Raw genomic sequence first — 12,816 nt, forward strand, 5'->3', positions numbered from 1 at the left:
TAAGTATTCAAAACCCTTTATAAAACGCCCTGATATTGTATCATATTACGCCGTAAAAGCAAGTAAAAATGGCCTAAATACCAATAAAATAGGTTCCTATAATAATCAGCCCGATGCCAATGATCTTTTGTAGTATATTCTTCTTTGAAATAGATTCTTGGCTTATATTGGGGAAAAATATTGTAAGGGCAACTCCAATAACAAAGACAAAAAGTGGTTGGAATGAGCTAACTAAAAGAACGAGAACTAATGGGGCCAGTAAAATTGCATATTGGGTAACAGATTCCGCAACGATAAATAGTGTTTCACTTAATGAATTCAGACCAAGGACAGCTATCTTATTTTCTTTAATCATTTCCATAAATTGGAAACGATACGATTTTATAAATACAAAGAAAATCACCCCTAATATTATTTTACCTATTAATGACCAAAATGTGGATAACCAGAAACCATTATCCAGAGCAATCAATTTGAAGATAGCCCCATTGACGGCAAAAAGAATAGACGCCGTTATCATAAGTAAGACTACTTCTTTTTTGAATCTTATCTTTTCTCCTCCTATTTCAAAAGATAGGATAGTTGCTCCAAAAATAATAACTAAAGAAGCTATTATTTGAATAGTTGATATTGTTTCTCCTAGAATGAAATAACCTAGGATAAAACCAAAAATTGGTATCGTTTGGTAAAAAGGCACAACGTAGGAGGCCTCATCTTTTTGCAGAGCATAGAAATAACAAAGGATAGCCAAGACAACAAGCATGCCATTTATAGCCAAAACTATTCCGTGAATAAGACTGACATTAAATACACTCGGATGAAAAAATAGAACAATGGGTAAAGCAACAACACTAAATATAGAAGAAAAGATAATAAGTGAACCAACAGCCCCACCTTTTAAGTATTTTGTAATAAGATACTTATCGGTGTGATTAGCTACTGCATTTAATATGGGGCCTATTAGTGCTATAAGAAACCAGTTCATTATTTTTTAAATTTAATCATTTTTATAAAAGTTTCTCTCCCAGGAATGTTTTTTTAGTTCTTTCATAAGAGATTTTGATAATTTTCTGCCATCCGAAACAGACATATTTGCTTCCACATTTTTTACTTTTCTCATACCAGGGATAACAGATGACACTTGATCAAATGATAATATATATCGTAGAGATAACTCGGCAAGTGTTTTTGCTTCATCCCCCATTATTTCCTTAAGTGAGTCTGTTCTTTTAATAAGATCACGTAACCTTTGCCAAGAAAAATAACCGTGGCGGAGGTCACCTTTTTCAAATACAGTATCTTTAGTAAAATTACCAGCTAAACCCCCCTCATCTAACGGGACTCTGGCAATCAGCCCAATATTATGTTTTTTAGCATAAGCAAAAAGTTCTTCGGTTGGCTTTTGATGAAAAATATTAAAAATAAACTGAACGCTTGAAATAAGTCCAGTGTCTAAAGTCTTTAAACAATTGCTAGGTTCATAATCATTAACAGATATACCCCAATGCTTTACTTTTCCTTCCTTTGTTAATTTCTTAATAGTATTTTTCCAGCCTTCCTCTTTGGCAAAATCATCTTGCCAGACATGAAATTGGACAAGGTCGAGTGTCTTAACCCCTAAGCTTTTTAGGGAATCATCTACACATTTTTCTATATGATCATTGGGAAAGACCTCAGAAATAGGTGCGCCTTTTTGGGCTGGCCATTTCATATTTTTGGGAGGTATTTTTGTGGCAATAATAACTTGATCACGCTTCCCTGATTCTCTAAGAAACTTACCTAACAATTCTTCAGATGGATGTTTGTCGGGAAATTCCTCTGAATATCCATATATCCAGGCAGTATCAATAAAATTACCACCAAGTTCTATAAATCTGTACAAACTTTTTAGACTTTCTTCGGGATTTGCACCAACCCAAAAATGTGGATCATTAGCAAGTTGCCATGTTCCACAACCGATCTCTGATACTTTTAAATTAGTTTTACCTAATGTTCTGTATTTCATGATTATTTAAAGTAATTATAAAGATATTTTAGATTTTTTATTTATAGGAGAAATATAGCTTAAATAATATTAGAAAACTATATCTCTTTTATTTTTTTAGAAACACCCTCTGCAAATTTTAAATTCGCCTCCCTTGCTTCCTTAAGTGCATTTGGATAAGTCGGTACATTTTTAATGTCCTTAATATCAAAATTATTAGCAACTATTAAAGGATGACGAAACCCAAAAAATTTAGTAGAAAAGGGTTGCATCACAATTACTCTTCTCTTTAATAATGTCGCCCAATAAGCCCCATGATAACTATTAGTAATAACTAATTCAGCACTTCCAAGAAAACTTATTATCTCTTCAAAAGAATCGCCATTCTTCATTTTAGGAAAGTCCATGTCCAAATTCCTCATTGGAAAATTTTTGTGTTCATAGATCACAACCTTATTTTTGATTTCGAATTCTTTATCAAATATGCTGTGCATACAACTTGGGCAAGGAACCCACTCGAGATAATTTGTGCTATCTCTTACCCCAAGCAAATCGAACTCATTAGAATTTTTATATTCGTCGTATAATATATCACATCCGCCATGAACATTATGACCAAGTGCCCACCCTATAAGTAATTTGGTCTTAGCTCCAAGTAGTGCTTTCATATAATCTTTGAAATAATCCTGGGCGATAAAACCACCTCCGCCAAATATAATAATCTTACCTTCAATTTCTTTGACAAATTTGTCTATAGGCAACTCAGTAATATCTAAAGTTTTAACATCTTTCAAAAAATCAAAGTATTTTGTAGGTGTGCCAAATTTATCACCTGTATTAGATGTGTTTTTACGATAGATGTTTACTATTTTTTCCATGTATGTATAATAGTAGATAAGTACTCGAAAAACAAGTACGGGCGAGAAAATACATTTATTAAATTTAATATAATTTTTTATGGACACAAAACAAACACAGGCAGATAATAATAAAATTGAATTAGCAAAAAAATATGCTTCAGAAAAATTTGCAGAAACTGGGAAAAAGAATCATTATCTTGATGTTTTTGCAATACTACAAAACGAATTTAATGTGCCTGAACAAGATGTTTTGATTGCGGGACTCCTTCATGACACTCTGGAGGACACTTCGGCCACATATAAAGAAATAGAAGAAACTTTTTCAAAACAGATTGCAGATTTAGTACAAGAAGTATCTCATCCAAAGAATTATACTCAGGAACAGAAAATAAAATACTATGAAGATATAAAGAAAATATCAGATGGGGCCAAACTAATCAAAATGGCCGATTTTACATCACACCTCAGAAATTTTGCTAAGGTATATGAAAGAGGAGAACAGCATCTCCATCCTAAATTCGTTAATAATGATAAATATATTGCAAGCATACGAGATTTTTTGGCTAGTTGTAAGGAATCAACCGGAAAAAATGTGGTTTATGATTTAACGAACAAACTGGAGGCTTTACTATAGACGAAGGGGGTATTTTTAAACTGGCTCATCTTGATTTGACACAATACCATTTTTAGTATATACTGTAACTAGAAAGGAGGAAAGCTCATGAGAAATGAAAAGGTACCGAAGTTCATTGTTTTGGAAGGTATTTCTGGAAGTGGTAAAACGGAGCTTGGTGTAAAATTGTCTCAGCAGATTTCTGCTCAATATTACACTACTCCCCCGGCTCTGTATCGTAAGATCAGAGAGGAAGTTGATAAGACTTTGTGTCTAGAATCAAGATTTTTGTTTTATCTCTCGTCTGTTGTGCAGGCGTCGTGGGAGATCAGCAAGATTCTTGAAACACAAAGTGTCGTGTGCGACAAATACATTTGGTCCACCATCTGTTATCACACAGTGTATGGACTTGATGTAAAAATACCACCATCAACAACCTACCGCCAACCGGATTACACCTTCCTAGTTGTCTGTGAGGAAGAAAAAAGACTCGAGCGTCTGAGCCATCGTGGAGTTGTCAAAGACAAAGAGAAGTATGATCTGAGACAAGAAATGGAACGGAGATGCTTAGTCGAGTTTCGAAAGCATATACAACTGGAAATCGACAACAGGATTGATGGCTCACAAAATGCTATCGATCAAATTCTCGCAGTTATCTAAGAGAGGCAGACAAGTTCTACCTCTCTTTTTTCTTTATATATATAAAGGCGTATTTATAACCGAATAATCTAATAAATCTACAGAAAGCCTCAAAAAAATTCAGTTTGGTAATGGCTTGAGTCAATTCTTTAAAAAAATAAATCGTAAGATAAACCTCTTTTTTATCATAAAAATTCTCTAAACCTCTTTTTTTTACCATAATATAATCAGATATCCCTTGCCAAAATAATCTGCGAGTCATAAATATTCTTGTTAGTCTCTTCTCTTTAATTTTCGACCAGACCTCTGCTTGTGGCTCATACCAAACCATACTTTGCGGAATTCTAATCAAAAATTCTGTGTCACCATTAGACAATAGATTACCACCCTTTCTATCTAAGTCTGGATCAAACATACCAAATCTTTTAAATGTCTCTCTTTTAAATGACATATTTGCACCTATTATAAAATAAGGTGCATAAAGATGTCCTGCTTGTCTGGGGAAATTAGGAGGTAAAAGGAATCGAAGAAAGTAATTTGAAAACCAAACAGGCCATTTTTTTGTCTCTTTATCTTTAACAAAAACTGGACCGCCAACACAAAGTATATCCTGTTCACTATAACCACACACAATGTTTTTAGCCCAATGTTCAGACACAATGACATCATCGTCTAGGAACGAAATTATATCTGCCACCGCTTCAGTAATTCCCGTATTCCTGGCATAATTCAAACCAACCCTTTTTTCTTCTATTATTTTGACCTTATTATAGTTTCTAAGTTTTAAAGTGCCTGAATCCACAGAAAGAGAATTTCCATTATCTACTATAATGATTTCCCTAATATATTTTATGTTAGAAGTCGTTGATAAAGAACACACTAAATCTACGAGATCGGTTAATCTTTCTTCATGCTTATATGTAGGAATGATTACAGTTATTAAATTTTCTTGTTGCATATTATTTCCTTAATTTTCATCTTTACTTCCCTCATCTTTAAATCGGTAGTATCAATATAAGAAATTTTTATAGGTAAAAACTTTTTAAGTTCATTTTTATAAAATTCCTTAAAATAACCTAAAAATGTTGGATCAAACCAGTTCTTATATTTAATATTTTTAGAGTAAATTTCTCTTCTTTTCAGACTCTCTTCAATCGAAACATCTAAATATATCAGATGGGTCGGAAAAGTAATTGTATGTTTTACTTTTTCATAAACTTCGAGCAATGATTTGTATTCATTTGGAGTATTATTTACTTTTGATCTTGCATAGCAATAAGCCAATGTTGTAATAAAAGTCCTATCCAAAATAACTTCCGAATATTTTCTATCAATATTATTAATAAAATCGGTTTTATTCTTTTCTATAATTAAAAATTGTCTTGATGTTTCAAGATTATCCTTATTCAATATCTTCTCATCTTCTATTTGGAGTTGGGGGATGAATAATTTTTTTTCATCGCTTACATAATTCTTTATGAAAGTCGTCTTTCCCGCACCGGGCATCCCCTCTAGAGCTATTATTTTTTCTAAATTATACGTCTCAACTGTATTTCGATTCAAGATAGAGAAAGAAAAATCTTTTGGTAATTCATCTGAAGATATCTCTTTAAAACGACGCTTTTCAATAGCTTCTTGAAGCCAAACAGGCTCTTTATTTGCCATCGCCTCATTATCTTTACTTGGCCTTTTGACATTAGGAGTATTTAAAACTTTTTCGTATGTCCTAATTGTTTGTTTAGCAATTATATTCCAATCATAGTATTTTTTTATTGCAGAATATCCCTTTTTAGATATACGAGTAAGTTTCTTTTTGTCCTTTAATAGATCAATTATCTTTGTCGTATACTTAGAATAGTCATCCTCGATCAAAAAATAATCTTTTCTATTAAACCCAGCGGTAGCTATACTAGTTGTTAAGATTGGAATACCCGCGGCTAAATAATTCAGTAGCTTTATTCGCATGCCCGTTCCTTCATTAATAGGAGCTAGAGCAAAAGTAGCATCTTTAAAGAGTTGATTTAAATCAGGGATGGTCCCTATAAAAGAAAAACTGGGTGCAGTACATTCTTTTTTAAGATTTGGAGGGCAATCACCGGCGATTGTAAATCTAAATCCATGCTTTTGTAGCTCTGGATATATTTGATTCCTTATCACACGCACAGCATCTTCATTTGGTTTAAAATATAAATTACCGAGGAAAACTATATTTTTCGCAGTGAAATTTGGTTTATTATACTTTAACTCCTTACAATCAACACCGCTCGGAATCACAGATATCAATTCTGGTCTAATTTTCATATACTCCATAAGAGATGGTTTATCTTGGTCACTTAAACAGATTAGATGATCTATGGATCTACCGACTTCTTTCTCAATATTCTTAATCTCATTTAGCCTAGACATGTTCGCACCAAGTTTTTTGGCAAGATTTCTTATTACATAATGCATCTCGCTGATTAATTTTGTTCCAGTTAATTGTGCTAAACGTACACCTTGAAGTAAAATTGGTTCCAAATTATCAAATTGAATGATGTCGATAGACTCTTTTCTAAGAATGGAAGCGATCAATTCCAAATTATTATAATAGTTTTTTATTGGGAAAATGTAAGTCTTGAAAGGTTCTTTTTTTATTAAAGATATATCAGACCACTTTCGATACCCATGAAAAATAACAACATTTACATCGTTTAACGCTAAATGTCGTGATAAATAATGAAAGCGATTTGAAGCACCATCATAAGAAGGAATAAAATCCCCGTCTACAAATATTGCAATATTAATTTTTTTCATGATAAATTTGATTAACTTTTTCTAAAACCTCCTCAATATTTATATCATCTTTTTCAAATAAGATAGAATCGCATTTCTTTTTACCATTCATGCACATACCAAAAAATGGGTAAAAATTCTTGCAAGAAAGCATGTGTTTGCTACTTACATAATTAAATTTATTTGAAGATCCTCCCCACATCAATGGAGATGTAGTTACATAAATTCCGAGCGATTTTATACCCATGGAATCACAGAGATGTATTAATCCAGAATCCACAGAGATTAATAAAAATATGTCTCGTAGTGATTCTTCCAATTCATATAGGTTCGTTGGTTTTAATATTTTTATTTTATTTTTGGTAAAGCTTGGTAAATCCGATATAACTTTATTAGTATATAATTTTTCATTTTCACTAAACCCCTCATATATTTCTACCTTCCTATCAGATAAAACAAGAGAAGAAATAAGTTTTGCCCATTTTGTAACTTCCCATAATTTAAAAACGCCACCGGAATGCATATTAATCAAGATACTTTCTGGATCATTAATTATAGGAAAAAATAACTCAAAGATAGAAGTATCATAAATGAGTTTTTGATTTGTTCCCTTTTGAAGGATTTTTAAAATTATATCTCTAATATTAGTATTAGTTTTTTCATCGGCGGTCAATGTTTCGTCATCATAAAAGTTAATCTCACTATTTTGAGTAACAAACCAATCTTTAAAATCATAATAACCTTTCTCGAAACGACGACCGACAGTACGTAAATTCATAACGACTTTAATATCGTTTTGCTCAAGAAACACACTAATTTCTTTCCAATAATTCCTAGGAAACTTTCTAAAATTATTGTCTATAATTTTGAAATTGGATGGGGCCTGTATATTTCCTTGGGTAAGATTGCCAGAAAAAAAAAGATTCGTAGTATAAAAAAACAATGATTCTGGCATTTTCTCTCCAATTTCTTTAAAAATTGGATAATATATCACTCCGTCGCCTAAACCATCAAAAGTTGTAATCAAGTAATTCATAAGGGTGTCATTATTATTGACATTAACTAATATATCATGTAGCATACTTAATTGCAATTAATGTATATTTCATATGCCTAAATTAAAAAAAGAGACTGTTCTAACAGACAAAGAAAGTAGAAAATATCGAGGTGTAGTTTTTGATTTTCACTTTACGATTGCCCATTTTTATCCATCAAGGGAAAAAGTGTATGAAAAAATTTTTAATAAATACGGGTTTACTAATTCACCAAAAGATATTGCCAGAGCTTTTTCTAGGGCATGGTTAAAATATACAGACAAAGAACTTATCGAGGCTTTCAGCCAGCAAATTGATATACCCTCTATGGAAAATTGGTGGCTTGAATTTCATTCTGGAGTTTTTATGACATTGGGAATAGAAGATAAGAAAATATTGGAATTGATAAATAAGGATATTTCTGACCTTGTGTATAAAGATTCTTCTATCTATCGTTTATATCCGGATGTCTTAGAAACGCTCTCTTTCCTAAAGAAAAAAAAGGTTAAGATTGGAATGATAACTAATGCTCACGGTACAATCCGAGAAATTATTAATGAATTGGGCATAACAGAATATTTTGATTATATAACGATCTCTTGTGAAGTCGGGCTTAGCAAACCTGATCCTAAAATCTTTGAATATACATTTGAAAAAATGGGATTGCATAATAAAGATGTGTTATTTGTAGGAGACAGTTATCATACTGATGTTGTTGGCTCTGAAATCGCTGGATGTGCCATCGCCATCATTGATAGAAAAGATAAGGATGGGAAGAAACTGAATAAATACCTACACCTTAATAATTTAACTCAGATTAAAAATCTGATCTAATTGGGGATCTACCGCCTTTTTTAGATCTCAAACTTTTTATTTTCCTGCTTCTTTTTTGGCTAAAATTAAAACTCCATTAACAAACTCACTCTTCCCACTAATGTACGAATCTTTTCCTGTTGGATTATTCTTTAATAACTTTTTCTTTAATTTTTGGTATTCATCTCTCAAATCAGAATGTTTTCTCAAGTAATCTCTAAATAATATCTGTCTTTCCCAAAAGCCTCCTTTGTCAGTATAGGCAATAGAAAGATGAAATTCTGTAGGATTACCTTTCCTAAACAAGTGCCTTTCCGCACTGGAATTTAGCTTATCATAGGAATATCTGAATCCCTCAAGTGGTTTGATAAAAGCATCAGCATCTTTTTGATTCTCTATCATTACTGCAATATCAATAATTGGTTTTGAAGCTAACCCTTCAATAGATGTACTGCCAATATGTTCAATAGCGATTACTTTATCACCAAATATTTCTTTCAATTTACTTTTTTCTGTCTCAAATCTGTCTTTCCAAGATGATTGATAAGATATTAAGATTGCATGTGATGAATCGTTCATAAAATACATTTAAAGATCAGTAAAAATTTCTTTTATTTTTTCCTGAGTATCTTTTAATTGCCCATCAAAAAACAGATAATCCTTCAATTGCTCAAAAGGTATCCACTTATAAAATCTAACCTCTCCTTTTTTTGGTTGTATTTCATTATTAGTTCCAATAAATCTAAATCCAAAAAAATACCGTACTGACCCTTCATATTCAATCCCATCGCGATTCAACTTAATTACTTTGAATTTGAACCTGACGGGGATATTGCTTTGGCCTACAATCTTAAGATGTTCTTCTTTAATTCCCAACTCTTCATTTAACTCTCGGTACACCGCATCCTTTAGTGTTTCGCCCTGCTCAACCCCTCCACCAGGAATTGCAAAATACTTGTCTTCAAAAGACTCTAAATTGACTAAAAGAAACTCGTTCTTTTTATTGATGATAATTGCTGAAACTCCTTTTCTAAACATGGATTAATTAAAAATTATTTATAAATCATAAAGGTTGCTTTTCCTCATACCATCTGGTATGTATCTAAAGAAGATGATAACACATTACTCCCGCTCTTGTATCGCATAATCAATTCTGGTTTTTGCTCCACCTAGTATTGGATCGTCTAGTGAACAGAGTGGCCTCAGACCTTTACTTGAATATTCTAGCGTTTTGAATAAATATCCAAGAAATGAACCCGTATAACGATAACGAAGGATACATCCTTCAATTTTCTCCTCTATGGGGTCAGAATAACCTCTCCAACGCCAAATTTGAGGGTATTTATCAATCCAATCATCAACTATGTATCTAATCCAAGAAATCAGTTCTCTTTGGGCTAGTGCATTTCCTTTCTGGGAAATTCTCACAAGGGCAACAATAATACGATCACGAATATGCCGGTCTTTCTCGTGTTGAGGCGACATGAATGTATAAAGTTTATCCTTATATTTATTCAGTATCCTATCAACCTCATCTTGATTATCATATGGTTTGGCTTGCTTCCGACGATATCGTATCCAACGCTTTTGTAGATATCTGTGTAAATGACTTGTAACTCTGTCCCAATCTATAGAATTATTTTCCGTTCTGACATTTTTCTGAATATGACGGTAAACATTAGGAGTGCTAGCTAGTATCCAAGAGGGACTAAATTCTTTTGGTTGTTTTTCTTTAAGTGATTGACTAAGAATTTTAATCGCTGTATGAAAATGCATTTATTCTATTTTATCATTCAAGTAAAACCCCGCTAGGAATAGCGGGGGTTAACTTGACGACACGAAAGAAATGCTCTGTTGAGCCACCTCGGTCGGTCTCACTACGATGTGCCCCCAGTAGGAATCGAACCTACGACCATCTCCTTAAAAGGGAGCTGCTCTACCAACTGAGCTATGAGGGCATATTTTCCGATACCGCAAAAATATAACAAGAAATTGAACAAAAGTCCACTTACAGTTCCAAAATAAACTTTTCCAAAGCCACATAAAAATCCGTATTTCCTCTGTGCGCTTCGTGATACATAAAGACAAGTTTCTCGGCGATAGTTTCTAGCTCACCGTCTTTAGAAAAATTTCTCCCATATTCACGAGCTTTTTGAAATGGATACGGTTTCATATTTGCTTCGGCTGGAGTTTTGCACTTTTTTGCCAAGAGCATGCTTTTGATTTGCCAGAAAAATATCCCATGCACTTCCTCGGCTGGTACTTGCTCGGCGAGAGCATCTTGATATAGCACCCAAAGCCCCCTTTTATCTCTCTTTCCTAGTGCATCGGCGAATTCAAAGAAATCTATTTTTTCGCCTTTCAGCGCCAGTGCTTGCTTTTTTGTCAGAGTTTTTTCTGGCTTGATAAATTCTTCCACTTTTTCGGCATTTTTTTCTATTTTCGCCAGACTTGTCTTGTCCATCTTGCCTTCAGCAAATATAAAAATATTTTCAGACTTCGCAATATCTTTTATATCTTTCAAAATCAATTCTTTATTCTCTTTATTATCAAAAGTTTTATGGAGATAGATTAAATATTTATTATAGAAAAGTGCTTGCGTACCGATAAGTTCATCTATTCTTCCTTGTGAAAGTGGCTCATCACCGATTTTTATAAGTGTTGCCCCCTCGTGCTTTTTCAGCGAAGAATCCACCGTAATATTGGCTTTTCGGCTCGCCTTTTCTGTGTCTGTCCCGTAATAAAAGTAAATCATAGTAGTATTTTTACGGCTATAGCTATAGCTGCGGTTTCTGCGCGGAGAACTGGCTCACCGAGTGAAATCGCTTCAATCTTTTTTTCTTTAAAAAATTCCCGTTCCTTTTCTGTCCAACCGCCTTCTGGGCCGATCAATACACCGATTTTATTGCCGGAAATTTTTGTCGCCGAAAGTGGTTTGTCCGAGAAATCCAGTGTAAAAAGTGTCCCGTCAAAATCCTCAATCGCCACAGCAAGCTCTGCCGGCACAAAAATTTCTGGCACTCTTCCCTTGCCCGACTGCTCGCTCGCCTCTTTTGCTATTTTTTGTAATCTCTCAATATTCAAATCTTTTTTCTCGCTCCTTTCCGAAATTATTGGGTGAAAAGATGCTGCACCTATTTCTGTGCATTTTTGGACTATAAGTTCAAAATTATCTTTTTTAATTATCGATTGGAAAATGTGTAGGGCGATTTTCGGCTCGGCGACTGTTTTTTTCTCCCCCACTTTCAAAATCGCTTCCTTTTTTGTAAGCAATTCAAATTCTGTTTCATATTCAAAACCTGTACCATCAAAAATAATTATTTTGCTTGCCCCGTCAAATTGATTTTTATTTGGCTTGGGGTCCCCAGCTTTTAAGCGAAAAACTTTTCCCCATTGGTTTAAAAGCTCAGAATCGTCAATTCTCAATTTATCCCCCTGTATTCTTTGATTGATATAAAATCTGTGTAATCGCATAACAGAAGTGTAGAACGAAAAACGAAAAAATCAAAATCTCTTTTGTCTTGACTTATGGAATACTGATGCTAATCTGGTTTTAGACAATGTTTGTGAGATCATTGTGATTTCACTCAAAAGCAAGGAGATCGCTATGAGTTCAAGTTATAAGTTTGATGGGCGACGAGTGGACCTTAAGGTTATGTCAGATGTCGCAGGCATCTCGACGAAGGATATTTACCTCGCAATGGAAAGGTGGACGAAGGGAGAACAAGACAAGCGCGAGGAAATCGAAGAAGAAGATCAACACCTGCACGATCAGCTCAATAAGGCCAAAACTATCGAAGAGATTGATCAAGTTATTGATGCCTGCCCAATGAGGGCTGGTGAATTGCTGATTGAGGCGAAGTATAAAAGGCATGCTTTGTGGCTTCAAATGCTACGGCATGCCAAGAGCAAGAAGGTAGTGATTGACTTGTTTATCCGTGCCAATGACAGGCAGGATCAATATTACGCCATTCAAAAGCTCTCGGAGTTCTTTCAGGTTTGATTTGTGTGGTCAACACAACGGGTCGTGCAAAGTAGCACGACCCGTTTTCTTGTCAAACTTCCTTTTTTGATGTATCTTTGAATTGGTTGTTTATTCGT

Annotated in this window: 15 protein-coding genes and 1 tRNA gene; 4 read left to right on the plus strand and 12 right to left on the minus strand. The window is 33.7% G+C overall.

The genetic code is table 11. The annotated features are described in order from the left end of the window. Positions 1-73: 73 nt before the first annotated feature. The 3 genes from WC631_03110 to WC631_03120 form a co-directional block, all read right to left on the minus strand. The gene (locus tag WC631_03110) at positions 74-985 is read right to left on the minus strand and encodes an EamA family transporter (GenBank protein MFA6227439.1); all 912 of its coding nucleotides are present in this window, start codon (positions 983-985) and stop codon (positions 74-76) included. Between the two features lie 12 nt (positions 986-997). Then, on the minus strand, positions 998-2,005 hold the full coding sequence (locus WC631_03115) for an aldo/keto reductase (protein ID MFA6227440.1): 1,008 nt from the start codon (positions 2,003-2,005) through the stop codon (positions 998-1,000). Positions 2,006-2,082: 77 nt separating this feature from the next. Then, positions 2,083-2,862 carry a polysaccharide pyruvyl transferase family protein gene (locus WC631_03120; protein ID MFA6227441.1) on the minus strand — a complete coding sequence of 260 codons (780 nt, stop codon included), beginning with the start codon at positions 2,860-2,862 and terminating at the stop codon, positions 2,083-2,085. 79 nt (positions 2,863-2,941) lie between these two features. Here WC631_03120 and WC631_03125 point away from each other — a divergent pair, with 79 nt between their 5' ends. Further along, complete coding sequence (locus tag WC631_03125; GenBank protein ID MFA6227442.1) at positions 2,942-3,478, plus strand: HD domain-containing protein; 537 nt, start codon at positions 2,942-2,944, stop codon at positions 3,476-3,478. Between the two features lie 87 nt (positions 3,479-3,565). Then, on the plus strand, positions 3,566-4,117 hold the full coding sequence (locus tag WC631_03130; protein ID MFA6227443.1) for a hypothetical protein: 552 nt from the start codon (positions 3,566-3,568) through the stop codon (positions 4,115-4,117). Positions 4,118-4,133: 16 nt separating this feature from the next. Here WC631_03130 and WC631_03135 read toward each other — a convergent pair whose 3' ends face one another. From WC631_03135 to WC631_03145, 3 genes are read right to left on the minus strand one after another with little or no spacing between them, the layout of a single operon-like run. Beyond that, positions 4,134-5,054, minus strand: coding sequence for a glycosyltransferase (locus WC631_03135; protein MFA6227444.1), 921 nt, complete (start codon positions 5,052-5,054; stop codon positions 4,134-4,136). Then, positions 5,036-6,889, minus strand: a complete 1,854-nt coding sequence (locus tag WC631_03140; GenBank protein ID MFA6227445.1) for a glycosyltransferase — start codon at positions 6,887-6,889, stop codon at positions 5,036-5,038. Before WC631_03140 ends, WC631_03135 begins: the two co-directional genes overlap by 19 nt. Continuing rightward, positions 6,876-7,904: a glycosyltransferase family 9 protein gene (locus WC631_03145; protein ID MFA6227446.1), complete on the minus strand. Its 1,029-nt coding sequence runs from the start codon at positions 7,902-7,904 to the stop codon at positions 6,876-6,878. The genes WC631_03140 and WC631_03145 overlap by 14 nt, the downstream gene beginning before the upstream one ends. A 73-nt stretch (positions 7,905-7,977) precedes the next feature. Here WC631_03145 and WC631_03150 point away from each other — a divergent pair, with 73 nt between their 5' ends. Continuing rightward, a complete protein-coding gene (locus tag WC631_03150; GenBank protein ID MFA6227447.1) occupies positions 7,978-8,736 on the plus strand; it encodes an HAD-IA family hydrolase in 759 nt (252 codons plus the stop codon). Between the two features lie 36 nt (positions 8,737-8,772). Here WC631_03150 and WC631_03155 read toward each other — a convergent pair whose 3' ends face one another. The 6 genes from WC631_03155 to WC631_03180 form a co-directional block, all read right to left on the minus strand. Next, positions 8,773-9,294 carry a GrpB family protein gene (locus WC631_03155; GenBank protein MFA6227448.1) on the minus strand — a complete coding sequence of 174 codons (522 nt, stop codon included), beginning with the start codon at positions 9,292-9,294 and terminating at the stop codon, positions 8,773-8,775. Between the two features lie 9 nt (positions 9,295-9,303). Continuing rightward, positions 9,304-9,753 carry an NUDIX domain-containing protein gene (locus WC631_03160; protein ID MFA6227449.1) on the minus strand — a complete coding sequence of 150 codons (450 nt, stop codon included), beginning with the start codon at positions 9,751-9,753 and terminating at the stop codon, positions 9,304-9,306. A gap of 84 nt (positions 9,754-9,837) precedes the next feature. Further along, a complete protein-coding gene (locus tag WC631_03165; protein MFA6227450.1) occupies positions 9,838-10,491 on the minus strand; it encodes a hypothetical protein in 654 nt (217 codons plus the stop codon). A gap of 109 nt (positions 10,492-10,600) precedes the next feature. Beyond that, a tRNA-Lys gene (locus tag WC631_03170) sits at positions 10,601-10,673 on the minus strand. A 50-nt stretch (positions 10,674-10,723) separates the two neighbouring features. Beyond that, entirely contained in the window at positions 10,724-11,470 is a 747-nt protein-coding gene (locus tag WC631_03175) for a hypothetical protein (GenBank protein MFA6227451.1), read from the minus strand. Then, positions 11,467-12,189, minus strand: coding sequence for an RsmE family RNA methyltransferase (locus WC631_03180; GenBank protein ID MFA6227452.1), 723 nt, complete (start codon positions 12,187-12,189; stop codon positions 11,467-11,469). The genes WC631_03175 and WC631_03180 overlap by 4 nt, the downstream gene beginning before the upstream one ends. 133 nt (positions 12,190-12,322) lie before the next feature. Here WC631_03180 and WC631_03185 point away from each other — a divergent pair, with 133 nt between their 5' ends. Continuing rightward, a complete protein-coding gene (locus WC631_03185; protein MFA6227453.1) occupies positions 12,323-12,718 on the plus strand; it encodes a hypothetical protein in 396 nt (131 codons plus the stop codon). Positions 12,719-12,816 lie beyond the last annotated feature (98 nt).

The organism is Candidatus Paceibacterota bacterium (assembly GCA_041663045.1).
Lineage (GTDB): Bacteria > Patescibacteriota > Minisyncoccia > Phycocordibacterales > GWA1-40-21 > Bog-1340.

What these genes read in the sequence shown, in the direction of transcription:
- WC631_03175 (MFA6227451.1), bottom strand. Translation starts at nt 11,470, where the DNA reads ATGATTTACTTTTATTACGGGACAGACACAGAAAAGGCGAGCCGAAAA.
- WC631_03150 (MFA6227447.1), top strand. Translation starts at nt 7,978, where the DNA reads ATGCCTAAATTAAAAAAAGAGACTGTTCTAACAGACAAAGAAAGTAGA.
- WC631_03125 (MFA6227442.1), top strand. Translation starts at nt 2,942, where the DNA reads ATGGACACAAAACAAACACAGGCAGATAATAATAAAATTGAATTAGCA.
- WC631_03120 (MFA6227441.1), bottom strand. Translation starts at nt 2,862, where the DNA reads ATGGAAAAAATAGTAAACATCTATCGTAAAAACACATCTAATACAGGT.
- WC631_03165 (MFA6227450.1), bottom strand. Translation starts at nt 10,491, where the DNA reads ATGCATTTTCATACAGCGATTAAAATTCTTAGTCAATCACTTAAAGAA.
- WC631_03185 (MFA6227453.1), top strand. Translation starts at nt 12,323, where the DNA reads ATGAGTTCAAGTTATAAGTTTGATGGGCGACGAGTGGACCTTAAGGTT.
- WC631_03115 (MFA6227440.1), bottom strand. Translation starts at nt 2,005, where the DNA reads ATGAAATACAGAACATTAGGTAAAACTAATTTAAAAGTATCAGAGATC.
- WC631_03135 (MFA6227444.1), bottom strand. Translation starts at nt 5,054, where the DNA reads ATGCAACAAGAAAATTTAATAACTGTAATCATTCCTACATATAAGCAT.
- WC631_03145 (MFA6227446.1), bottom strand. Translation starts at nt 7,904, where the DNA reads ATGAATTACTTGATTACAACTTTTGATGGTTTAGGCGACGGAGTGATA.
- WC631_03130 (MFA6227443.1), top strand. Translation starts at nt 3,566, where the DNA reads ATGAGAAATGAAAAGGTACCGAAGTTCATTGTTTTGGAAGGTATTTCT.
- WC631_03140 (MFA6227445.1), bottom strand. Translation starts at nt 6,889, where the DNA reads ATGAAAAAAATTAATATTGCAATATTTGTAGACGGGGATTTTATTCCT.
- WC631_03160 (MFA6227449.1), bottom strand. Translation starts at nt 9,753, where the DNA reads ATGTTTAGAAAAGGAGTTTCAGCAATTATCATCAATAAAAAGAACGAG.
- WC631_03180 (MFA6227452.1), bottom strand. Translation starts at nt 12,189, where the DNA reads ATGCGATTACACAGATTTTATATCAATCAAAGAATACAGGGGGATAAA.
- WC631_03155 (MFA6227448.1), bottom strand. Translation starts at nt 9,294, where the DNA reads ATGAACGATTCATCACATGCAATCTTAATATCTTATCAATCATCTTGG.
- WC631_03110 (MFA6227439.1), bottom strand. Translation starts at nt 985, where the DNA reads ATGAACTGGTTTCTTATAGCACTAATAGGCCCCATATTAAATGCAGTA.